Annotated in this window: 20 protein-coding genes; 15 read left to right on the plus strand and 5 right to left on the minus strand. The window is 68.2% G+C overall.

The genetic code is table 11. The features are described from left to right. Positions 1 to 59: 59 nt before the first annotated feature. The 6 genes from ABD768_RS10215 (at position 60) to ABD768_RS10240 (ending at position 7424) form a co-directional block, all read left to right on the plus strand. Positions 60 to 1682, plus strand: coding sequence for an extracellular solute-binding protein (locus ABD768_RS10215; RefSeq protein WP_344839722.1), 1623 nt, complete (start codon positions 60 to 62; stop codon positions 1680 to 1682). Next, positions 1683 to 2627 (plus strand): ABC transporter permease, encoded by a 945-nt coding sequence (locus ABD768_RS10220; RefSeq protein WP_344839725.1) that lies wholly within the window; start codon positions 1683 to 1685, stop codon positions 2625 to 2627. Beyond that, positions 2624 to 3511 (plus strand): carbohydrate ABC transporter permease, encoded by an 888-nt coding sequence (locus ABD768_RS10225; protein WP_344839726.1) that lies wholly within the window; start codon positions 2624 to 2626, stop codon positions 3509 to 3511. The genes ABD768_RS10220 and ABD768_RS10225 overlap by 4 nt, the downstream gene beginning before the upstream one ends. 169 nt (positions 3512 to 3680) lie before the next feature. Further along, positions 3681 to 4478 (plus strand): phosphatase PAP2 family protein, encoded by a 798-nt coding sequence (locus ABD768_RS10230; protein WP_343979838.1) that lies wholly within the window; start codon positions 3681 to 3683, stop codon positions 4476 to 4478. Between the two features lie 47 nt (positions 4479 to 4525). Next, positions 4526 to 6535, plus strand: a complete 2010-nt coding sequence (locus ABD768_RS10235) for a HelD family protein (protein ID WP_344839729.1) — start codon at positions 4526 to 4528, stop codon at positions 6533 to 6535. Positions 6536 to 6551: 16 nt separating this feature from the next. Continuing rightward, positions 6552 to 7424, plus strand: a complete 873-nt coding sequence (locus tag ABD768_RS10240; RefSeq protein WP_343979843.1) for an RNA polymerase sigma-70 factor — start codon at positions 6552 to 6554, stop codon at positions 7422 to 7424. Here ABD768_RS10240 and ABD768_RS10245 read toward each other — a convergent pair. Continuing rightward, positions 7421 to 8611 (minus strand): MFS transporter, encoded by a 1191-nt coding sequence (locus ABD768_RS10245; protein ID WP_343979846.1) that lies wholly within the window; start codon positions 8609 to 8611, stop codon positions 7421 to 7423. The genes ABD768_RS10240 and ABD768_RS10245 overlap by 4 nt on opposite strands. A 103-nt stretch (positions 8612 to 8714) precedes the next feature. On the opposite strand from ABD768_RS10245, the gene ABD768_RS10250 reads away from it, so the two are divergent. Further along, positions 8715 to 9029, plus strand: coding sequence for an ArsR/SmtB family transcription factor (locus ABD768_RS10250; RefSeq protein ID WP_343979849.1), 315 nt, complete (start codon positions 8715 to 8717; stop codon positions 9027 to 9029). Between the two features lie 70 nt (positions 9030 to 9099). After that, positions 9100 to 11364 carry an outer membrane protein assembly factor BamB family protein gene (locus ABD768_RS10255; RefSeq protein ID WP_344839731.1) on the plus strand — a complete coding sequence of 755 codons (2265 nt, stop codon included), beginning with the start codon at positions 9100 to 9102 and terminating at the stop codon, positions 11362 to 11364. A 12-nt stretch (positions 11365 to 11376) separates the two neighbouring features. On the opposite strand, the gene ABD768_RS10260 is transcribed toward ABD768_RS10255, so the two are convergent. Next, complete coding sequence (locus ABD768_RS10260; RefSeq protein WP_344839733.1) at positions 11377 to 12261, minus strand: Gfo/Idh/MocA family protein; 885 nt, start codon at positions 12259 to 12261, stop codon at positions 11377 to 11379. Positions 12262 to 12396: 135 nt separating this feature from the next. On the opposite strand from ABD768_RS10260, the gene ABD768_RS10265 reads away from it, so the two are divergent. The 4 genes from ABD768_RS10265 to tuf all read left to right on the plus strand — a co-directional run bounded on the left by ABD768_RS10265 (position 12397) and on the right by tuf (position 17869). Further along, complete coding sequence (locus tag ABD768_RS10265) at positions 12397 to 14778, plus strand: hypothetical protein (protein WP_344839734.1); 2382 nt, start codon at positions 12397 to 12399, stop codon at positions 14776 to 14778. A gap of 22 nt (positions 14779 to 14800) precedes the next feature. After that, positions 14801 to 15715, plus strand: a complete 915-nt coding sequence (gene bla, locus ABD768_RS10270) for a class A beta-lactamase (protein ID WP_344839737.1) — start codon at positions 14801 to 14803, stop codon at positions 15713 to 15715. A 4-nt stretch (positions 15716 to 15719) separates the two neighbouring features. Then, complete coding sequence (locus ABD768_RS10275; RefSeq protein ID WP_344839738.1) at positions 15720 to 16382, plus strand: DNA alkylation repair protein; 663 nt, start codon at positions 15720 to 15722, stop codon at positions 16380 to 16382. A gap of 299 nt (positions 16383 to 16681) precedes the next feature. Continuing rightward, positions 16682 to 17869 carry an elongation factor Tu gene (gene tuf / locus ABD768_RS10280; protein WP_343979871.1) on the plus strand — a complete coding sequence of 396 codons (1188 nt, stop codon included), beginning with the start codon at positions 16682 to 16684 and terminating at the stop codon, positions 17867 to 17869. Positions 17870 to 17908: 39 nt separating this feature from the next. Here tuf and ABD768_RS10285 read toward each other — a convergent pair whose 3' ends face one another. From ABD768_RS10285 to ABD768_RS10295, 3 genes are read right to left on the minus strand one after another with little or no spacing between them, the layout of a single operon-like run. After that, positions 17909 to 18805 carry a serine hydrolase domain-containing protein gene (locus ABD768_RS10285; protein ID WP_344839741.1) on the minus strand — a complete coding sequence of 299 codons (897 nt, stop codon included), beginning with the start codon at positions 18803 to 18805 and terminating at the stop codon, positions 17909 to 17911. Next, positions 18795 to 19064 (minus strand): DUF4031 domain-containing protein, encoded by a 270-nt coding sequence (locus ABD768_RS10290; RefSeq protein ID WP_344839743.1) that lies wholly within the window; start codon positions 19062 to 19064, stop codon positions 18795 to 18797. The genes ABD768_RS10285 and ABD768_RS10290 overlap by 11 nt, the downstream gene beginning before the upstream one ends. Then, positions 19061 to 19765 (minus strand): copper homeostasis protein CutC, encoded by a 705-nt coding sequence (locus ABD768_RS10295; protein ID WP_344839746.1) that lies wholly within the window; start codon positions 19763 to 19765, stop codon positions 19061 to 19063. Before ABD768_RS10295 ends, ABD768_RS10290 begins: the two co-directional genes overlap by 4 nt. Before the next feature lie 123 nt (positions 19766 to 19888). On the opposite strand from ABD768_RS10295, the gene ABD768_RS10300 reads away from it, so the two are divergent. The 3 genes from ABD768_RS10300 (at position 19889) to ABD768_RS10310 (ending at position 21662) form a co-directional block, all read left to right on the plus strand. Further along, positions 19889 to 20929: a LacI family DNA-binding transcriptional regulator gene (locus ABD768_RS10300; RefSeq protein WP_344839748.1), complete on the plus strand. Its 1041-nt coding sequence runs from the start codon at positions 19889 to 19891 to the stop codon at positions 20927 to 20929. A 78-nt stretch (positions 20930 to 21007) separates the two neighbouring features. Further along, a complete protein-coding gene (locus ABD768_RS10305) occupies positions 21008 to 21232 on the plus strand; it encodes a hypothetical protein (RefSeq protein WP_343979885.1) in 225 nt (74 codons plus the stop codon). 85 nt (positions 21233 to 21317) lie between these two features. Continuing rightward, a complete protein-coding gene (locus tag ABD768_RS10310) occupies positions 21318 to 21662 on the plus strand; it encodes a hypothetical protein (protein WP_343979888.1) in 345 nt (114 codons plus the stop codon). The last annotated feature ends 12 nt before the right edge of the window (positions 21663 to 21674 follow it).

Here is a 21674-nt window from a genome sequence, read left to right on the forward strand (position 1 = left end):
AGGACGTACTATGTCACTGTGAGGCCGCAGCCACAATCGCTCCCCTGAAGTGAGGCCCCATGCAGCTCAGCAGAAGAACGTTCCTCGGTGGCGGCCTGGCCGCGGCGGCGGTCGCGGTCACCGGCACCCCGCTGATCAGCGGCTGCGCGGCCGACAAGAAGAACCAGGCGGCCGCCAACCTCGCCGTCAAACTCCCCACCTACACGCGCTTCACCGGTGTGAAGCCCGACCTGCCAGGCACCGACCTGGTGCTCGACGGCTTCCTCAGGTACCCGGCCAATCCCCTGAAGACGATCAACGACAGGCCGGGCGACGGGCAGCCGATCACCTTCATGACCAACATCCCCGGCGCCATCCCGCCTGCGATGGACAAGAACGCCTTCTGGCAGGCACTCAACGAGCGACTCGGCTCGGAGCTGCAGATCAGCATGGCGTCCAACGACGAGTACAAGGACAAGTTCGCCACCCGGATCGCCGGCGGCGACCTGCCTGATCTGCTCAACATCCCGATCGACACCGTGCAGATCCCCGGCCTGGTGAAGGCGAAGTGCATCGACCTCACCGAGCACCTGTCCGGCGACGCGATCTCGAAGTACCCGTTCCTGGCGAACATCCCGAGCGAGTACTGGAAGGGCTGCGTCTTCAACGGCGGCATCTACGGCGTACCGGTCCCGCGGGGGATGTCGCGGACCTCGCTACCGCTGTACCGCGCGGACCTGCTCGCCGCCAAGGGCATCAAGGACCCAGCACCGAAGAACTTCCAGGAGTTCTTCGACCTGGCCAAGGAGATGACGGCGGCCAAGCAGAACAAGTGGGCCTGGACCCGTGTGCCGCTGTCGACCGTCCGGCAGATGCTCGGGATACCCAACGTCTGGAAGGAAGACGGCGGCAAGTTCACCTCGATGTACGAGCACGAGGCGCAGGCCGAGGCGCTGGAGGCCGGCAGGAAGATGGTCGCCGCCGGGGTGATCAACCCGGACGCGTTCAACGACAAAGCGACCGCCCGCAAGCAGTGGTTCAACGGCGGGACGGCCGCGTTCGACTACGACAGCTTCGTCGCCTGGAACCAGTACTACGCCGACAACTCGGCCGGCGACGCGTTCTCGGTGAACATGCTCGACGTCCCCGGCTTCGACGGCGGCCTGGGCGCGCCCTGGATGGGATCGGCGCTGAACAACCTCACCGCGTTCAGCAAGAACAGCAAGCACTCGGTCGAGACGCTGCTCAAGGTGGCCAACTGGATGGCGGCGCCGTTCGGCACGGAGGAGTACCTGTTCCGCAAGTACGGCGTCGAAGGCCGCCACTACGCACTCACGGGCACTGATCCGGTACCGACCAAGATCGGCTCGGTCGAGACGGGGATCGGCCTGCAGTACATCAGCGACTCCACGCTCGCGCTCTACTGGGCGGGCAAGCCCGACGTGCCGCAGAAGCAGCACGCGATCCAGGCGAAGGTCGCGCCACGGCTCACCTACGACGCGTCGTACGGCCTGTACTCCGACACCCAGTCGAAGAAGCAGACGCAACTCGCGAAGATGCTGACCGACCTGGAGAACCAGATCGTCCAGGGCAAGAAACCGGTCACGGACTGGACCGCGGCGGTCAAGACCTGGAGGTCCTCCGGTGGCGACGCGATGCGGACCGAGCTCGAGCAGGCCTTCGCCGACGCGGCAGGGCGCTAGATGCTGAAGGCAACCAAATCTCCAGCCGCGCAGCAACTGTCGCTCGGCCGGCGGTTGCTGCGGGATCGGGTGCTGTTGCTGTTCGCCTTGCCCGGTACGGCGTTGATCGTTGCCTTCCACTACGTTCCGCTGCTCGGCAACGTGATCGCGTTCAAGGACTACCAGCCGTTCCTCGGCATCGGCGGCAGCGACTGGGCCGGCTGGCAGAACTTCTCGGTCATCTTCACCGGCGACCCGGCCTTCCTCGACGCGCTGAAGAACACTCTGATCCTGACCAGCCTGCAGTCGATCTTCGTGTTCCCCGCGCCGATCGCCCTGGCCCTGCTGCTCAACTCGCTGTTCTCCGAGCGGATCAAGCGGATCGCCCAGAGCATCCTGTACCTCCCCCACTTCATGTCCTGGGTGATCGTGGTCGCCCTGTTCCAGCAGATGCTCGGCGGCAGCGGCCTGCTGAACAACTACCTCAGATCCCACGACCTCGCCACGCTCGACATCATCGGCAACTCCGAGCTCTTCCACGTCCTGCTGACCTCGCAGATCATCTGGAAGGACACCGGCTGGGCGACGATCCTGTTCCTGGCCGCGCTCTCCCAGATCGACTCGCAGCTCTACGAGGCGGCGAGCGTCGACGGAGCCGGCCGGCTGAAGCAGCTCTGGCACGTCACCATGCCGGGCCTTCGCGGCATCATCATCCTGCTCTTCATCCTGCGCCTCGGCGACTCACTGACCGTCGGCTTCGAGCAGATCATCCTGCAGCAGGCCGCGGTCGGCCGCGACGTCAGCGAAGTACTCGACACCTACGTCTACAACAACGGCGTCATCGGCGGCGCCTGGGGCGTGGCCGCCGCGGTCGGCCTGGTGAAGGGCATCGTCGGCGTCGTCCTGGTCCTGGCAGCCAACAAGGTCGCGCACATCTTCGGAGAGCAAGGGGTGTACAGCAGATGAGCCGGCAGATCGTGAACGGCGTCGAGATGCCGTCGTGGCCGATGCGGGGGTTCAAGGGGCTGGTGTTGCTGGTGTTCTGCGCAGCGGTGATCGTGCCGTTCGTGGCGGTGATCTCGACCAGCATCGCGCCGAACAAGCAGGTCAACGAGTCGGGCGGGCTGGTGCTGTTCCCGCATTCGGTCGACTTCGGGGCGTACCGGTCGTTGTTCTCCGGTGGCGTGGTCACCCAGGCGCTGTTCGTGAGCATCTTCGTCACGGTCGTCGGTACTTTGCTCAGCCTCACGGTCTCCGCCCTGCTGGCGTACGCGCTGGCCCGGCCGGGATTCACCGCGGGACGCCCGATCCTGCTCGTCGTGCTGTTCAGCATGCTGTTCTCGCCTGGCATCATCCCGACGTACCTGGTGGTGAAGGGGGCCGGGCTGCTGGACAGCCTCTGGGCGCTGATCGTGCCGACGATGGTCAGCGCGTTCAACGTGGTCGTACTGCGTGCGTTCTTCGCCAACCTGCCGGGCGAGCTGACCGAGAGCGCCCGGATCGACGGGGCCGGCGAGCTGAAGACGTTCGGGTACATCGTGCTGCCACTGTCGAAGGCGGTGCTCTCGGTGATCGGCCTGTTCTACGCGGTGAGCTACTGGAACGCGTTCTTCTCCGCGCTGCTGTACCTGAACGACAGCAAGCTGTGGCCGTTGCAACTGGTACTACGCACGTACGTCATCAACGACACCCAGCTGGGCAGCGCCGAGCTGGGCACCGAGCGGCTGCCGCCCCAGGCGTCGATCCAGATGGCCATTCTGGTCGTCTCGATCGTGCCGATCCTGGTGGTCTATCCGTTCCTGCAGCGGCATTTCGCCAAGGGCGTACTGACCGGTGCGGTGAAGGGCTGAGCGGAAAAGGAATGGACCAGTCCCCTGCCGGGTTGCGTAATAGAAGGCAGACAACCAGGGATTGGGGGGTGACGGCGCGGTCACGAAGCGTGTCTCAGGGGTTGCCCAGGGCAACATCAGGGCTCTGCCTGGGCCATTCCGGAGGCTTTGACCGGTACCGTCGAGGGGTATGGGGACACACGCACTGGAGCAGGTGGAGCTGGCTGGTGAGCGGGGGCGCGCCCCATCGGGGGCTGCGCCGGTGGTGTGGCGGGTGGTGCGGGAAGCAGTCCTGCTGGCCACCATGTTCGGGATCTACACGGCCGGCCGGCAGTTCGCCGGCAAGCACACCGGGTCGGCCCGCGGCCACGCCCGCGACGTACTGGCGTGGCAGAACTGGCTGCATCTGCCCAATGAGGCATCGCTGCAGCACGCGGCCCTCCAAGTCCCTCATCTGGTCGAGGGAGCAAACCTGTACTACGCCTCAGTACACGCGCCGCTGACCGGCGCGGTGCTGATCTGGCTGAGCATCTGGCGCCCCAAGGCCTACTCCAACGTGCGCTGGACGATCGTCGCGCTGACCGGACTGGCCCTGGTCGGCCACATCCTGTTCCCGCTCGCGCCGCCGCGGATGATGCCGGGATTCGTCGACACCGGCCTGCTGTACGGGCAGTCGGTGTACGGTCCCGACGCCTCCGGCGGGGTGGCTAACCAGTTCGCCGCGATGCCGAGCCTGCACGTCGGCTGGGCGGCCCTGATCGCGCTGTCGATGATCCTGATCACCAAGACCAAGTGGCGCTGGCTCTGGCTGCTGCACCCGATCATCACCTTCGCCGTAGTGGTCATGACAGCGAACCACTACTGGCTCGACGGCATCGTCGCGCTGATCCTGCTGGCCGTCACGCTGCCGCTGCTGCTCCGGCCGGGCTTGCACGCCGACAGGCCGGGCGCGGATAAATCAGTCGCTCCGGAGCTGGCACTCAAGTAACGTGACGGGGCTTCCCTGCCCTCGACCGCACTTGCGGAGGTTCTGTCGTGCCCCCAGACGATCCCATCCTCCACGCCGAGAAGACCTATCTCAGTACGTCGCGCGCCGCCCTGGCCGTGATGCGCGAGAAGACCGGATCGCTGGAGATCGCCAGCGCCGACCCGGTCAACACCGAGTTCCTCAAGGCCGCGATCTGGCGGCGGATGAAGGAGCTCGAGGACGACCCCGACGTCCCGCTGTTCTTCGGCCGGCTGGACTACCTCGAACCGGCCGAGGAGACCTTCCACATCGGCCGCCGGCACGTGAACGACGAGGCCGGCGAGCCGCTCGTGGTGGACTGGCGGGCCGACATCTCGGTGCCGTTCTACCGGGCCAGCAAGACCGAGCCGATGGGCGTCGGGATCCGCCGCCGGTTCGGATTCACGCACGGCGAGATGACCGCCTTCGAGGACGAGGACCTGACCAGCGCGGCCGTCCCCGAGCAGCACAGCGACATCCTGGACGCCGAGATCGAGCGGCCTCGTTCGGGCCCGATGCGCGACATCGTTGCCACCATCCAGCCCGAGCAGGACGTGATCGTCCGCGCCGGCGTCGAGGAGACCATCTGCGTCCAGGGCGCGCCTGGCACCGGGAAGACGGCCGTGGGGCTGCACCGGGCGGCGTACCTGCTCTATGCGTACCGGGACCAGCTCAGCCGGGCGGGCGTCCTGGTGGTCGGCCCCAACGCGAGCTTCCTGCGGTACATCGGTGACGTGCTCCCGGCGCTGGGCGAGATCGAGGCGAAGCAGACAACGGTCGAGGAGATGGTCGCCCGGGTCAAGGTCGCCGGGCCGGGTCCGGCCGCGCTGGACGTGCTCAAGGGGGATGCGCGGCTGGCCGAAGTACTGCATCGGGCGGTCTGGTCGCAGGTCCAGCTGCCCAAGGAACCCCTAGTAGTCCCTAGGGGATCCCACCGATGGCGCGTAGCGGCGTACCAGGCTGAGGAGCTGGTCAACGAGCTGCGGACCCGCGGAGTCCGGTACGGCGCCGGCCGGGCCATGCTGCCGCAGCGGCTCGCGCACGCCGTCCTACTGCGGATGGAAGCGGCCGGTGACTCCCCTGACGACCTCGTGCAGGACTCAGTGGCCCGTAGCCGTCCAGTGAAGCAGTACGCCGATGCGCTGTGGCCCGCGATAGACCCGGCCAAGCTGCTGTTCCAGCTGTTCACCGACGCCGAGCTACTGGCCGAGCACGCGGCGGGCATTCTCACCGAGGACGAGCAGGCACTCCTGCTCTGGGAGAAGGCTCCCCGGTCCGCCGGAGCCGCCAAGTGGTCGGTCGCCGACGCCACGCTCATCGACGAGATCGCTGACCTGGTCGATCGGACCCCCAGTCTGGGGCACGTAGTACTGGACGAGGCGCAGGACCTGTCCGCGATGCAGCTCCGGGCAGTGGGACGCAGGTGCTCGACCGGCTCGATGACCGTGCTCGGTGACATCGCCCAGGGCACGACCCCGTGGGCGACACCCTCCTGGGACGAGGCCCTCAGACACTTGGGTAAGAGCGGCGCCCACACCGAGGAGCTGACCGCAGGCTTCCGCGTACCCGGCCAGGTGATCGAGTACGCCGCCCGCCTCCTCCCGCAGATCGCACCCCACCTGACCCCGCCCACCGCGGTACGACGGTCCCGCGGTGAGCTGGACATCACGCTGGTCGCCGACAGCATGTCCGCCGCCGTCGACACGGTCAGCCGGGTGATGGACCGGCCCGGTTCGATCGGGCTGATCGTTCCTGACGCCCTGGTCCCGGCCGCTCGGAAGGCTTTGGAGGGCAAGGGACTGAGTTACGCGGTACTGGGCGATGTGGACGACGTCGAGGCCCACGTGGACGTGGTACCGGCCGGGCTGGCCAAGGGTCTCGAGTTCGACCACGTGGTGCTGGTGGAGCCGGCTGGCATCGTCGCGGGCGAGGCGGACGAGCGGACCGGACTGCGCCGCCTCTACGTCTGCCTGACGCGTGCGGTCACCTCGCTCGCCGTACTGCACAGCGAGGACCTGCCCGAGGTGTTGAAGGGCTGATCGTAGGCTGGGGTGCGTGACTACTGACCTGGACGAGGCTGCTGTCGACTTCGGGCGGGTGCGGCCCCGACTGTTCGGGATCGCCTACCGGATGCTCGGGAGCGTGCAGGAGGCCGAAGACCTGGTCCAGGACGTGTGGGTGAAGTGGCAGGCCTACGACCGCAGTACGGTCCGGGAGCCGGCCGCGTTCCTGGCCACCACGACGACCCGGCTGGCGATCAACGCCAGCCAGACGGCCCGGGCCCGGCGGGAGACGTACGTCGGGCCGTGGCTGCCGGAGCCGGTCGACACCAGCGCCGACCCGACGCTGGGCGCCGAGCGCGGTGAGGCGCTCGAGCTGGCCATGCTGGTGCTGCTGGAGAAGCTGTCGCCGACGCAGCGGGCGGCGTACATCCTGCGCGAGGCGTTCGACTATCCGTACGACCAGATCGCCGAGATCGTCCAGTTGTCCGAGGCGAACGTTCGTCAGCTGGTCAGCCGGTCGCGCAAGCGGCTGGCCGAGGAGCGCCGCGAGCCGGTCGACAAGGACGAGCAGCGCAAGTTGCTGGCGGCCTTCATGGCCGCCGCCCAGGAAGGCGACCTCGCGACCCTGGTCGAGTTGCTCGCCGCCGACGCCGTGAGCTACTCCGACGGCGGCGGCATCGTCCGTGCTACCAGGGTCGAGCTGGTCGGCGCCGACGTGATCGCCAAGGTCACCGCCGCCTTCGCGGGCACCTTCTGGACCGGCTCCGACCTCACCTTCGCCGAGACCAACGGCGGCTGGTCCGCCGTGGCCTCCCGCGACGGTGAGGTCTTCGTGGTGATCACCGTCAGCGCCTCGTCCGACGGGATCGACCAGGTCCAGTGGATGCTGAACCCCGAGAAGCTGGCCCACCTGTCCTTCAGCTAGGCCGCTTCGGGGGCGTACTCGGCTTCCTCGTCCAGGTGCTCGACCTGCTGTAGCGCAGGGTCGCGGCGGAGCGTCACCAGGAGGCCGAGAACGGCCACGCCGAGTACTGCGGCGATGGGCGGCAGCATCTGTACCCCTACCAAGTGGATGACCACACCGCCGACCGCTGCTGCCAGACCCGCGCCCAGGTAGATGGCGGACGCATTCATCGCCAGCAGCAGGCCACCGCCTTCACCCATCTCCAGGAGCAGGTTCTGGATCGGCGGGTTGAACGCCCAGGTGAAGAGGCTCCACACGAAGAGCGCGACGGCTGCGCCGGCCACGGTGGTGGCGGTCAGCGTCAGAGTGGCGATGACGACGGTGAAGCCGGTGAGGGTGACAGTGAGAGTCCGCAGGCTGCCGAAGCGGTCAGTGGCGCGACCACCGACCAGGTTGCCGAGCACCGCGCCTACGCCGTACACGAGGAGCAGGATGCTGACTGTGCCGCCCTTGAGGTGGGCAGTCTCGGCCAGCAGCGGCACTACGTAGATGAAGACGCTCATGGTCGCCAGTACTGCGAGCACGGTCATCGCGAGGACGGTCTGCACGCGGCGATCCGTCAGCCCGGCGAAGCGCTCACGCAGGCTCACGGCCTCGGGCGCCTCGACTGTCGGCAGCGCGGACCGGACGGCCAGCGTGACCACGAGGCAGACGGCGGCGATCAGCGCGAACACCCCGCGGTAGCCGAGGCTGTCACCGAGCAGACTGCCCGCCGGTACGCCGAGAACGAGCGCGAAGGTCAATCCGCCGAACACGACGGCCACGGCTCGACCCCGCTCCTCCGGCGGAAGGAACTTGGTCGCGAACAGGGTGGCCGCGGGCGTGTAGGCAGCAGCGCCGAAAGCGGCCACGATCCGGCCGACGATCAGGATCGGGTAGTTCGTCGCGATCGCCGCGATCCCGTTGCCGAGCGCGGCCAGCAGCAGCGCGGCGATCAGCAGCGTGCGGCGCTCCCAGCGACCGGTCAGGGTCGACAGCAGCGGCGCGCCGACGGCGTACGAGAGGGCGAAGGCGGTGGCCAGCTGGCCCGCGGCGGTCAGCGAGACGTGCAGCTCGGAGCTGACCGCGGGCAGCACCCCGGACACGACGTACGCGCTGGTGCCGACGGCGAAGGCGCCGGCGGCCAGCAGGTAGATCCGTGCGGACATGAAACAACCTTCCAGAAGACTCAGGGTTCGGCTCAGGCACTTGTTCGATGATGATCGTACTACGATTGTCGTCGAACTTCGACCAACGTCGTACTATGGACCCATGAGCACCTCGAAAGCCCTGCCGCAGCCCGACCGCGAGGAGATCCGCGTCGAGGCCGTCCTGCAGGCACTGGGCGAGCCCGTCCGGTTGCAGATCGTCCGGGCCCTGGCGGACGTCCCCGAAGGCATCGCCTGCGGCGAGATCGAGCTGCCCGTGACGGCGTCGACCCGGGCTCATCACCTGCGCACCCTGCGCGAGGCCGGCGTGCTGTCCACCCACACCGAGGGCACTCGCCGGATCAGCAAGCTGCGCCGCGAAGACCTGGAGGAGCTCTACCCCGGCCTGCTCTCCGGAGTCCTCGCCGCACGCCGCTGATCCGCAACCGCAAGGCAGAGGTGCGGCGATCGAGCGGTCACCGTTGCGATCGGGCTGGCAGACTGTGGCGGTGGTGGTCCTGCGTGAACGGTGGAACGAGCTGCTGCCCGGCTCTGCGCCGCTGGCGGACGACCTCGTCGCGCGCTACGTCGAGCGGACCCGTCGCGCGTATCGCGACCAGTACCTCGAAGCGGTCCTCGACACTCTCGATTCCCTGATCCAGCTCAGTACCGACCCGACCTCGGTGCGGCTCGCGGCCTGGTTCCATCGGGCCGTGCACCAGCCCGGTGGCGGGTCCGCCGAGGACGCCGAGTCGTCGGCCCGGCTGGTCGAGCAGACGCTTCCGGCGTACGGGGTGGATCCGATCCGCATCGCCGAGGTAGCCCGGCTCGTCCGGCTCACCGGTGACCTGGCGACTCCACCCACCGACTCCTATGCACCGCCGCGGCGAGATGCGAACGGCGACGTCCTGCTGGATGCGGTCAACGGCATCATGGCGACGGCTCCGGCCCGCTATGCCGCCCATGTATCCGAGGTACGCCGGGACGCGGGTGACCGCACTGCCGCCATCGGACGCCGGTACGACGAAGTGCGCGTCCTGCTCGACGGGCATCTCTACCGGACTCAACTAGCGCGGCAGCGGATGGGCGCACCCGCTCGCGCCAACCTGGAGGCCGAGCTCACCGGGCTCGACAGTGAGCTGCCAGCGCCTTGGCGTGGTTGGCAGCAGGCTGCTCTGGCTGCCACTGCGACCTTTTCCGCGATAGCGGCGACAGTGACCTCGATAGCCGCCGCTGGAGCTCCCTGGCAGGTGCCGGCCGTAGAGCCCGAGGCTGGTTGGCCACCGGTCGCTCTGGCCGTCTTCGCACTCTTCTGCGCGCCACTGCTCTTCCGGACGTCCCGCAGCGCGAGTCAACGCGCAAGGCTGATCGCTGGCACGGTGGTGGCCGTTGCAGTCACCGCAGTGTTGATTGCCTGGGCGAAAGTCCCAGCGACCAACCCTGCCGTTGGTATCGGCCTCCGCGTCCCACTGGTCATCTCCGCCCTCCTACTACTGCTCGTAGCCGGTACTGCGGCCTTGGTCGCCTCGCTGCTACGGACCAGGAACGCACGATTTCTGCCGACCCGGAATCTCGGCCAGCAGCTCTCATGGCTCGCGGTGCCGGGGGTGATCGCACTGCTGCTCCTCCTGGTCGTGCAACCGCTCGCCAGGGGGTACGTGCTGGGCTCCAACGAGCGGTCGGAAGGTCCACGCAGGCCGGCCGGGCAGATGCCTGCGTCGCTGCTCGACGGTGGTGTCACCTGGGTCAGCCGGGCTTTGACCAGCGCCGGCGCCGAGGAGGCTGTCGGGACGAAGTACGGGATCGCTGTACCGCGGCAGAGCGGTGTGGTGGAGATGCTGGACGCGGCCACCGGGGAGCTGCGGTGGCGCTACAGCCGGTCCGACTCGGACGAGAAGCCGGACATCGTCGCTACCGGCAACGGCGAGTACGTGCTGGCGTCATTTCCCGACATCGGATATCTCCTGCTCGACGCGAACACTGGCAAGCGCGAGGCGGCCTGGCCCGGCAGCACCCGGGACCACAGCATCCAGCAGGCCGACCCGCTGCTGACCGGCCAGCGGTTTTCACGTGGATCCGACAAGCTCTACGGAGTTGATCCGGACGGCGACAACCGGTGGACCTTCGAGCCGGGCCGCTGCACCGACATCGGGGCGGTGGCGACCTCGCAGACCGTGGTGGCGTTCCTCGGGCACAGTTGCGGCAGCGAGCCCGATGAAGTGGCCGGGCTCGACCTGAAGAGCGGCAAGAAGCTGTGGAGCAAGTCGCCGACCGACATGTACCGGCGGCCGGTCGTGGTCGGCGGGCTGGTCGTGGTGGCCGAGCCGGGCGGCGATTCCGACGTACCGGTCGCGCTGGTGGCGATCGAGCCGCGTACCGGCGAGACGAAGTGGCGGTGGCCGGTACCGGCGAACTGGTCCTGCCGGACGCTGCTGAAGGCGGCCGGGCGGCTGCTGATCGTCGTGGACTGCCCGGGGCCGGAGAGTCAGCAGAACACCAAGACGGTGGTCACCGCCATCGACACGCAGACCGGTCAGACCGCCTGGCAGACCACCGCGCCGGTCGACCCTCGCACTCGGGTCGCAGTAACTGCCGATGGCCGGGTCGTGTCGCTGGGTGGTAGTAGCTCGGGCGGCTGTGCGGCCAACATCATCGACAGCACCGGCTTCCGCCGGGTAGCGCTCCCCACTGGCATCTCCTGCAGCCGCGACCCGGTAGCCATCGGCAACCTGGTCCTGACCTCAGGCCCGGCCGGCGTCATCGCCCTGCACTGACGTCTCGCGCCCTCACCGCCCTGCGGCTAGTTGAGCCTCTGCCGACGCCAGGAGTTCTACGACGTTGGTGCCGAAGGTGATGTCGACAGGGTGCGTGTCCCCGGACTCAGCGGCTGCGACCAACTCGGTAGCGGCTAGGGCGAAGGCTTCGACGGCCGTGGTCTCGGGGGCGGGCAGGATCGCAGTACCGGTCTCTCCCCAGACGGCGGTCTCGAAGCTGATGCCCTCGGGCGGCGCCGACAGGGTCATGCTCGCGGTACTGGTCGCACCGGACTCGTGGGTGAGGACGAGGTGCACGAGGTCGCCCTGACCGCCTACTGCGCGCAGCTCGCCGATCGGGCCGAGCAGACCGATCAGGTTGGACAGCGCGTGTGGCCCGACGTCCCAGAGCGCACCCCGCTGCTCCGGCCTCCAGGCCGATCCGCCGAAGGGGTTGCCGGGTGCATCGAGCGAAGCGAGCATCCGGGACCAGCCACCTCTCCAGCCGCCGGTCTTCTGGGTCTGATCGAAGAACACCCGTGTTTCCGGCTGGAAACGGCCCGTGAAGAAGACCACTGAGGCGATCCCCTCGTCGTTCACCTCGTCGGCCAGCGCCCGGGCATCGTCCAGCGAATCGGCCACCGGCTTGTCGAGCAGCAGGTGCTTGCCGACCGCCGCGGCCTCGAGCGCCATCGACGCCTGCACGTTCGGAGGTACCGCGAAAGCCAGCGCATCGACGTCTGCGAGTAACTCTGCGTAATCGGTATAGGCCGCGGCCTCTAGATCTGCAGCCAATGCAGTCGCTTTGTCCTCATTGCGGCCCCAAACACCCACCAATTCAACGTCTTCGGCGGCCTTCAGGCCCGGCCCTTGGGTCAAATGAGCCCAAGGCCCGGTTCCGACCAATCCGAAGCGCATGGTGTCCACTGTTTCAGCCTTCCCCACCCCGCCGGCCCCGAACAGGTGACGAGCCGATATCGCTTTGGCCACGACCCTAACCGGGAACGCCGGATCGGTCGGAGGAGGCCGTCACAGGGTGCGAGACTCACCGCCATGGACCTGCGCGACCAGTGGAATCGCCTGCTGCCGCACGCGCAGCCGTTGGGCGATGATCTGCTGGCTCGTTACGCAGAGCAACATCGTCATTATCACGATCAGCGGCACCTGACCGAGATGCTCGAGACCATCGACGAGCTCGCCGCGGTGGCCAAGGACGTCGAGGCGGTCCGGCTGGCGGCCTGGTTCCACGACGCGATCTACGACCCGCAGGCCGACCCGGGTGAGAACGAAGAGGTCTCCGCCCAGCTCGCCGAGCTCGAACTGTCGGCGTACGGCGTCGAGGCCGCCAAGGTGGCCGAGATCGGCCGGCTGATCCGGCTGACCGCCAAGCACGACTGCGAGCCCGGCGACGCGAACGGCGCGGTCCTGTGCGACGCGGACCTGCGGGTGCTGAGCATGTCCGCGGAACGGTACGACGAATACGCGGTCGGCATCCGCGCGGAGTACGCGCACGTCGCGGACCGCGACTTCGCCAGGGGCCGGACGAAGTTCCTGCAGGGCCTGTCCGAGACCTCCCTGTACGCGACCGACCACGGCCGCGAGCACTGGGAGCACGCGGCCCGGGAGAACCTCAAGCGCGAGTTGAAGCAGTGGGGCCCTAAGGCGGCCCGGCCGATCGCCGGGCTGATCCCGATGATCTACCTGGGCGCAGCGCTCGGCGTGATCATCGCAGCCTCTGTACTACTCGGCCGCGGACTCGGAGCGGCCGCACGCTGGCCTGCCGGGCCCGGCGACATCAATGGCTTCCCGGTCTGGGCACCGATCGCCGGTACGGCGGTCGCGGCCGGACTGGCGTGTGCATGGTTTCGCCGGGCGCAGCCTCGACTGGTGACGATCCCCGCGCTGGTGTTCGCCGTGGTCGGGGTGATCTCCATCGGGATCTGCTGGTGGCAGTGGCCCTCGGCCAAGCCCGGTGCGGCCATGAGTGAGCGCTGGCCGTACCTCATCCTCGCGTCCTTCGCTCTACTGGTCGCCGGTGCGCTGCTCGGGCTGGCGCGGCGGCTACGGCTCGCACCGCCGTACGCGCTGACTCCTCCCTGGGCGCTGAGTCTCGGCGTGACCGTGGTGTGCGCATCACTGCTCGCCTGGATCGTGGTGTCGGCGGGTGAGCCGTTCGTACAGGCCAGGCTGGAGACGGCCAACACGGTGAGCACGACTACGGACGAGGCACCCGGGACACTGCCGGTGCAGCTCGACGGTGGCGTCGCCTGGAGCCGGGAGGTGCCAGCGACGGGCGCTATCGCCGGTACTGCAGGTGGCGTGGCCGAGCTGCGGTCGGACGGTGTGGTGATGTCCGACGCGACCACTGGCCAGACCCGGTGGCGGTACACACGAGCAGACGTCGACGATGCCGCGTCCAACGGCTCCGACGGACTACTGGTCTCCAGCGACGGCCGGACGATCGCAGCGCATCTGCCGTACGACAACGGGAACGCTCCTCGCGGGATCGAGCTGCCGACGTACGCAGTACTGGACGCTGTGAGCGGCCGGGTGCTCACTGAGGTTCACACGGACGGTACTGCGCTGGCGGTCGACGCCAACCAGCTGCTGGTGGCCGAAGGTACAGAGGTCGTGGCGCACGGGGTGAGCAGCCCGACGCACTGGAGGGCGCGGCTGAAGTGCACTGTCACCCAGGGCGTGCTGCTGGCCGACCAGGCCGTCGTGGTGGACGCATGCGGCGGCAACGGCGCGGTAGTGCGCGGGCTGGACCTCGTTGACGGGGATCAGCGCTGGGAGGTCAACCTGGGCATCCAGTTCGAGCTCAGCGCCGAGCTGGACCCGTCGACGTGGATCGGCGAGCTGGTCGCAGTACCGGACACCCGTGAGGTCTCCGGGCTCGTCTGGACCGGCGCGGCTGGCGGCACCCTGTACCAGTGGTCAGTGGACGTCGGCTCGGGCCGCATCCTCTGGACCGACCCAGTGCCCGGTACGCCGAGGCCGCGGCTCGGGCGAGCATCCTGCGACGCCCAGCTCGCCGCGACGCACAACTCGATCGTGCTGGTCACCTGCCGGACTAGCACCGAGGAGGGCGAGGACCAGACGTACGACGTGTCCGCTCTCAACCCGTCGGACGGCACACCACAGTGGCACCACCTGCTGCAGGTGCCGCCGAAGCTGCAACACCCCGAGTTCCCCCGTGACGGCTTCGGCCTGCTCCCGGACGGCCGGGTGGTCACCCTGATGCCACAAGCGGACGGCAGCTGCTCCCCCCTCATGGTCGGCACCACCGGCGTCCAGCCACGCCCCCTGGTCCCCGGCCCGACCGCAGCCTCGGTAGCCGACACCAAGAACGTCACCTGCAACCAGCCGGCCGTCACAGTCGCCACTGGCCGGCCCATCTTCACAGACGGCACCCGCCTCTTCGCCCTCAATTGATCGATTGAATAGTGTCGAGGGCATGCGACGAGCCCTTCTAGCCGCCCTCTCCGCCGCGGTGCTGATCAGCGCCGCCTGCTCCTCGGAACCCGAAGCAACAGCTGCACCCGCGTCGACACCTGCCCCCTCGACGCCGGCGCCCGTGGCCGCCGCCAAGCCCACGCCGGGTGCCGAGCAGTTCCGCAAGCTGGAGGCGCAGTACGCGGCTCGGCTCGGTGTGTTCGCCTTGGACACCGGCTCGGGCCGGACGGTCGGCTACCGCGCCGGTGAGCGCTTCGCGCACGCATCGACCTTCAAGGCGCTCGCCGTCGGCATCCTGCTGCAGCACGCCGACCTCTCCAAGCTCATCCGCTACACGGAAGCAGACCTGGTCACCTACTCCCCGATCACCGAGCAGCACGTCGGCACCGGCATGACGCTCAGCGCGATCTGCGACGCGGCATTGCGTTACAGCGACAACACCGCCGCCAACCTGATCCTGCGCGAACTCGGCGGCCCCGCCGGACTGCAGCGCGAACTCCGGCGGATCGGTGATCACGTCACCCGCACCGACCGCACCGAACCCACCCTGAACGAGGCGATCCCCGGCGACCCGCGGGACACCAGTACGCCGCGCTCGATCGCCACCAGCCTGCGCAAACTCACCCTTCAGAACGGCGTCCTGCCGAAGCCCAAGCGCGATCTGCTGATCAACTGGATGGTCACGAACACGACCGGCGCCAAACTGATCCGGGCCGGCGTCCCCGCCACCTGGAAGGTCGGCGACAAGACCGGCTCAGCCAACTACGGCGGCCGCAACGACATAGCCATCGCCTGGCCTCCCGGCCGCGCCCCGATCGTCATCTCCATCCTGTCGACCCGCGGCGTCAAAGACGCCCAGTACAACGACCAACTGGTCGCCGACGCCGCCAAGCTGGTCAGTACCGCCTTAAGCTGACCGCGTGGAGCTCACCGCGTCTGCCCTCGCCAACACATTGCGGGCGCAGGCGCGGCCCGGCGAGGTCGTACACAAGCACTACCCAGGTACCGGCGAAGTGCTGGGGGTGCCGATGCGGAACACCTTCGACACCACCAAAACCTTCACCACCCTGCCGCTGCCCGAGGTAGCGAAGCTGATGGACGAGCCGGCGTACGAGCTGCGCCTGGCCGCCTTCTGCGTCCTAGACTTCAAAGCCCGCTCCAAAAAGACCACCGCCGCAGACCGGCAGGCGGCCTACGACCTGTACCTCGCCCGACACAACGCCATCGACAGCTGGGACATGGTCGACCGAGCGGCACCCCACGTGATCGGCCTTCACCTGCTGACCCGCGACAGAACACCGCTGTTCGACCTGGCCCGAACCGCTGACCCACTACGCCGCCGGACAGCGATCACAGCCCCCTTGTACTTCGCCCGCTACGGCACCCCCGCCGACCTGACCGACCTCTACGCCCTCGCCGAACTACTCCTCGACGACAAGAACCCAGTCGTCTCCAAGCCCGTAGGCATCGCCCTGAAATACGCCGGCATCCTGGACGAACCGTCCTTGCGAACCTTCCTCCGAACCCACGAACCGGCCATGCAAAAAGCCACCCTCCGGTACGCCCGGGAGAAGCTGGCCTAGCGGGAATATCCGTTGCCGACGGCAGCGTTGACACCTACCGTGATGAGCATGTTCCGCGTGGATTCTGTTGCGTACCTGTCAGGCCTGGGCCTGTCAGGCGCTGCTGCGTGGGCGTCAGTCGATTCAGTCGATTTCACCGGCGCGCGAAGCCGACCCTCCTCCTGCTGACACGCAGGACCCGCGGAGGAGGGTGGCTGGCAACCGGCCCCCTCCGACCGCTGAAACACCAGCTGGTACGGACGGGTGCCCTGGGTCCTGGCTCAGTCGAATCTTCTGACCAGCAAGGGGAAACACACATCATGGCCAAGAGCCAGTTCGTGCGGACCAAGCCGCACCTCAACATCGGCACCATGGGGCACGTCGACCATGGCAAGACCACGCTGACCGCCGCGATCACCAAGGTGCTCGCCGAGCGCTACCCGAGCCTCAACTCGTTCGTCGCGTTCGACGGGATCGACCGGGCGCCCGAGGAGGTCCAGCGCGGGATCACGATCAACATCTCGCACGTCGAGTACGAGACCGCCAACCGGCACTACGCGCACGTCGACATGCCCGGGCACGCCGACTACGTGAAGAACATGATCACCGGCGCCGCCCAGGTGGACGCCGCGATCCTGGTCGTGTCGGCCCAGGATGGCGCCATGCCGCAGACCCGTGAGCACGTACTGCTCGCGCAACGCGTCGGGGTTCCGTACCTGGTCGTCGCGCTGAACAAGGCCGACGCCGTCGACGACCCCGAGCTGCTCGACCTGGTCGAGCTGGAGGTCCGCGAACTCCTGTCGGAGTACGGCTTCCCGGGCGACGAGGTACCGGTCGTGCGCGTCTCCGGCCTGCGTGCGCTCGAGGGTGACCCCGAGTGGATGAAGGCGGTCGGCGACCTGCTCGACGCGGTCGACGAGTACGTACCGGTCCCCGACCGTGAGCTGGGCGAGCCGTTCCTGATGCCGATCGAGAACGTGCTCACCATCAGCGGTCGTGGCACCGTTGTCACCGGCGCGGTCGAGCAGGGTTCGCTCAAGCTCGGCGACGCCGTGGAGGTGGTGGGTCTCGGCCCGACGATCACCAGTACGGCGATCGGGCTGGAGACGTTCGGCAAGTCGCTGGAGTCCGCGGAGGCGGGCGACAACGCGGCCGTACTGCTGCGTGGCATCAAGCGCGACGAGGTCCGTCGTGGTCAGGTACTGGTACTGCCGGGCACTGTCCAGCCGCACCGCAAGTTCCGGGCGCAACTGCACGCGCTGTCGACCGCCGAGGGTGGTCGGCACACGCCGTTCGCCTCGGACTACCGGCCGCAGTTCTACTTCCGGACCACGGACGTGTCGGGTGGTATCGACCTGGGTGAGATCGCCCTCGTCATGCCGGGCGACACGATCGAGCTCGGCGTGGAGCTGGAGAAGCCGATCGCGATGACGGTAGGCCTCGGCTTCGCCGTCCGCGAAGGCGGCCACACCGTCGCCGCCGGCACGGTGACCGAACTGATGGATTGAAGAGAAGGTGCCCCGGGCTAGTTGCCCGGGGCACCTTTCTTATGCCGCGAACCTATCGATCAACCCAGCCATCGGTACGCCGGTAAGCGGTCGCTGCAGCCCATCCAGGTACTCCGCGATCGCCGGCAACGCATCGGTATCGTTCACCAGCATCGCAGCCGCCCACTCGTCCCCGGGCGACAACAGCATCGCCGCCCGATACCCCGGCAGTCGCCCGTTGAGGTACAACATCCCCGCCGGACCCACCGCCCACGCCAGCCCGTAGGCCAACGGCGTCCACACCCGCGGAGTGGAGATCTCGCCCAGCAACCCCTTGTCCCGCAGCAGAAACTCGCAGAAGCTCAGCAGGTCCGGCACCGTCGACCAGAGCCCACCGCTGGGCCGCCGAGCCCGAGGATAAGCCGCTCCCGCGCTCGACTCCGGCGCGGTGAAGCCGGTGGCCATGAGGCCAGCTGCTGAGGTCAGCTTGGCGAGGCCCTCCTCGAAGGTTTCTCCGGTCAGGCGAGTCAGTAGGGCCCCGGCGAGGAAGTAGTTGCCGTTGTAGTAGGACCAGCGGTCTCCCGGCGGATACTCCTGGCCGCCGGCGATCACCAGCTTCGCGGCCTCCAGGAAGACCTCGTCGCCCTCTCCCAGCGCCGCCACGGTCGCGGCAGCCACGGTCTGCTTGAGGCCGGTCGACTGCGCCAGCACCTGCTCCACGGTCAAAGCCGTGTCGAGCTCCGGCAGGATGTCAGCCACCGGCGCCTGCAGCGCAAACCCCTTGTCCTGCAGGGCTCTCACCGTCGCCGCCGCCGTGAACGTCTTACTCAGCGAGGCGATCCGGAACGGTGCATCGACCGCGACCCCGGTCGCCGCCATCGAGCGCTTCCCATGCTGCGACACCCCGACCACCGCGCCGAGACCGGCGAAGGCCGCCAGGTCCAGCTCAGCGTCCACGCCGGGCTCCCTTGCGATGCCGCAGCCCCGACGCGAGCAGCCGTTCGACGATCACCCGGCTCGACACCGGTACGGCGCCGGCCGCCACCAACGCGTCGTACCGATCGGACGGTACGTCGTAGTGATCACGGTCGAAGCCACGGGCAGGAATCCCGGCCTTCCGCGCGAACTCGTGCAGTTCCTCGTACGACGAGTCGCTGACCAGATGCGACCACAACCGATTGTGGGCCGTCCAGGCCGGCGGATCGATATAGATCATGCTTTCTCGTCCTGCGCATCCAGCAGATTCCGCCACGCCCGGACGAAGCGCGAGTTCACGTACGCCTTCGTCCACGATCCGTCCTGCCGCACCGACGAGCCGACATGGAATCGCCGCACCCCGGCGCCGTACAGCCACGGCACATGCTCCGGTTGTAGCGACCCGCCCGCCATCATCACCTTCGCCACCTGCTCGTCGCCGGACGCCAGCTTGAGCAGATCGTCCAGCCCATGCCCGACCCCGAGCGACGACCCCGCGGTCAGCACGCAGTCCAGACCCGGCAGGCTTCGCAGCGCCCGCCACGCCTTCTGCTGCTCGAGTACGGCATCGACTGCCCGGTGGAACGTCCACGGCGTACCGGCGAAGGTGCTCGCGAGGGCGGCGGCCGAGTCGACGTCCACCTCGTTGTCGGCATTCAGGAAGCCGAACACGAACCCGTCCGCCCCCGCCGACAGATAGGACTGCGCCATCGCGGTCAGCCGGTTCAGCTCCGCGCCGTCGGTACCGAACGAGTCGGACAACCGCAGCATCACCCGCAACGGCAGGTCGGTCACCCGGCGGATCGCACTGACCGTCGACACCGACGGACACAGGCCGTCGGCCTCCATCGAGGCGCACAGCTCCAGCCGGTCCGCGCCGCCCTCCTGAGCCGCCTCGGCATCCGCCGGATGCAAAGCGATGATCTCCAGCAACGAACCCATGCCCGCCATCATCCTGCATCGCCCCACGGCATCGCCCCGGAAATACCTGTTGCACTCTCCGAAAGTCTTCTGTATCGTTTTTCTAGAACGATTTAGTAGAACGATGCAGAAGGAGGCAGGCCGATGGCACCGAGAGTCACCATCAAGACCGTGGCGCAGGCCGCCGGGGTCTCGCCGTCGACCGTCTCCAACGCCTACAACAAGCCTGACCAGCTGTCCGCCGCAGTCCGCGAGCGCATCCTGGCCAAGGCCGCAGAACTCGGGTACGCCGGTCCCGACGCCGCCGCCCGCGCCCTGCGCAGCGGCAAGGCCGGTGCTGTCGGCGTGCTGTTCACCGACAAGCTCTCCTACGCGTTCTCCGACCCGTACGCGGTCGGCTTCCTGGCCGGCCTGGCCGAGGTCGCCGAGGAGTTCACCACCAGCCTGCTGCTGATGCCGATCAGCTCGGTCGACATCGAGTCCGGGACGAACGCGGTCCGCCAGGCCGCGATCGACACCGCCGCGATCTTCTGCGTGGACCACGGCCACCCGGCCCTGGAGATGCTGAAGAACCGGGGCATCCCGATGGTGTCGACGCAGCGCGGTCACGACCTGGCCGACGGCTGGGTGGCGATCGACGAGCTGGACAGCGCCGCGGCGATGGGCGAGCACCTGGCCCGGCTCGGCCACCGCGACGTCGTCGTACTGGTCGACAGCCACCAGGCGACCAGCAGGCAGCCGATCGAGCTGGACCTCGACCAGGTCGGCTGCGACGACTGCGAGCTCAGGATCGCGGGCCTGCGCAAGACGATGCCCGACGCGCGGCTCAGGATCGTCTCGGGTGGCCACAACGCGTTCGGGTCCGGGCTGGCGGCGGCCGGCTGGGTGCTCGACTCGCAGGACCGGCCGACCGCAATCGCCGGACTGAGCGACGTGCAGGCGCTCGGCGCGATGGAAGCGATGAAGACGCGCGGACTGATCCCCGGCCGGGATCTGACCGTCACCGGCTTCGACGACATCCCCGCCGCCGAGACGGCCGGGCTGACCACGATCCGGCAGCCGATCAAGGACAAGGGCCGCGCCGTCGGCCGGCTGCTGCTCGACCCGAACGCGACCGAGCGGCACCTCACGATGCCGACCGAGCTGGTGGTCCGCGCCAGCAGCGGTCCGGCACCCCGCAACTGAATCAACCCACCACAGCTCGCCGATGGCCGTCCCGGCCATGGGTTCTGATCACCACGCCCTTCGGAAGGGAGCACGACCATGACTTACTTCATCGCCGGCAACACCGCAGTGGAGAACGCGAGGTCCCTCGCCCAGTCCGCACTGCCGAATGCTCCCCAGGAGGAGTACTACGAGCCGGCCGCGCGCCGCGGTTTCGCCGTCCGGACCCGCCTCAGCGCGGTACTGCGAACCGCTGCCGAGCGCGAGCTCAAGCTCGCCGATCGGCTCGACCCGGCACCGCGCTGCGAGCCGCTTGCCGGGTGATCACCAGTAGCCACTCCCACGGCGACAGAACCCCGGGCCGATCGGCCTGGGGTTTTGTCGGTTCCGTCTGGCACTCTGAAGGGCGATGAACGAACCAGGTGTGTTGCTGACGGCCCGGGCACAGGTGCTTCACGACCTGGCCGCGCGGGGATTCGACGACGCCATCATGGTGTCCCTGCTGGAGGACGCCGTCGCCGGACGGCAATGGTGGCTCGACCAATGGCCGGACGGGGCCGAGCACATCGCCGGCCTGGTCGCTCAGGACGTCCAGGACCGCCTCTCCGACTCCGGCGTCCGCTGGCCACGCTGCACCGCCTGCGACGACCTCCACGACCACGAACTCCGGATCGAGCCCGAGCTCGGCCCCGATCCACACTGGGTCTGCGAACGTGCGGGCATATCGGTATCACCTCTCGGCCATCTGACCTGAGGGTTCAGCCAG

It is taken from the genome of Kribbella ginsengisoli, assembly GCF_039537185.1.
Classification (GTDB): domain Bacteria; phylum Actinomycetota; class Actinomycetes; order Propionibacteriales; family Kribbellaceae; genus Kribbella; species Kribbella koreensis.

What these genes read in the sequence shown, in the direction of transcription:
- ABD768_RS10250 (WP_343979849.1), top strand. Translation starts at nt 8,715, where the DNA reads ATGAGCACCTCGAAAGCCCTGCCGCAGCCCGACCGCGAGGAGATCCGC.
- ABD768_RS10310 (WP_343979888.1), top strand. Translation starts at nt 21,318, where the DNA reads ATGAACGAACCAGGTGTGTTGCTGACGGCCCGGGCACAGGTGCTTCAC.
- ABD768_RS10215 (WP_344839722.1), top strand. Translation starts at nt 60, where the DNA reads ATGCAGCTCAGCAGAAGAACGTTCCTCGGTGGCGGCCTGGCCGCGGCG.
- ABD768_RS10295 (WP_344839746.1), bottom strand. Translation starts at nt 19,765, where the DNA reads ATGGGTTCGTTGCTGGAGATCATCGCTTTGCATCCGGCGGATGCCGAG.
- ABD768_RS10220 (WP_344839725.1), top strand. Translation starts at nt 1,683, where the DNA reads ATGCTGAAGGCAACCAAATCTCCAGCCGCGCAGCAACTGTCGCTCGGC.
- ABD768_RS10305 (WP_343979885.1), top strand. Translation starts at nt 21,008, where the DNA reads ATGACTTACTTCATCGCCGGCAACACCGCAGTGGAGAACGCGAGGTCC.
- tuf (WP_343979871.1), top strand. Translation starts at nt 16,682, where the DNA reads ATGGCCAAGAGCCAGTTCGTGCGGACCAAGCCGCACCTCAACATCGGC.
- bla (WP_344839737.1), top strand. Translation starts at nt 14,801, where the DNA reads ATGCGACGAGCCCTTCTAGCCGCCCTCTCCGCCGCGGTGCTGATCAGC.
- ABD768_RS10260 (WP_344839733.1), bottom strand. Translation starts at nt 12,261, where the DNA reads ATGCGCTTCGGATTGGTCGGAACCGGGCCTTGGGCTCATTTGACCCAA.
- ABD768_RS10245 (WP_343979846.1), bottom strand. Translation starts at nt 8,611, where the DNA reads ATGTCCGCACGGATCTACCTGCTGGCCGCCGGCGCCTTCGCCGTCGGC.
- ABD768_RS10300 (WP_344839748.1), top strand. Translation starts at nt 19,889, where the DNA reads ATGGCACCGAGAGTCACCATCAAGACCGTGGCGCAGGCCGCCGGGGTC.
- ABD768_RS10230 (WP_343979838.1), top strand. Translation starts at nt 3,681, where the DNA reads ATGGGGACACACGCACTGGAGCAGGTGGAGCTGGCTGGTGAGCGGGGG.
- ABD768_RS10290 (WP_344839743.1), bottom strand. Translation starts at nt 19,064, where the DNA reads ATGATCTATATCGATCCGCCGGCCTGGACGGCCCACAATCGGTTGTGG.
- ABD768_RS10265 (WP_344839734.1), top strand. Translation starts at nt 12,397, where the DNA reads ATGGACCTGCGCGACCAGTGGAATCGCCTGCTGCCGCACGCGCAGCCG.
- ABD768_RS10225 (WP_344839726.1), top strand. Translation starts at nt 2,624, where the DNA reads ATGAGCCGGCAGATCGTGAACGGCGTCGAGATGCCGTCGTGGCCGATG.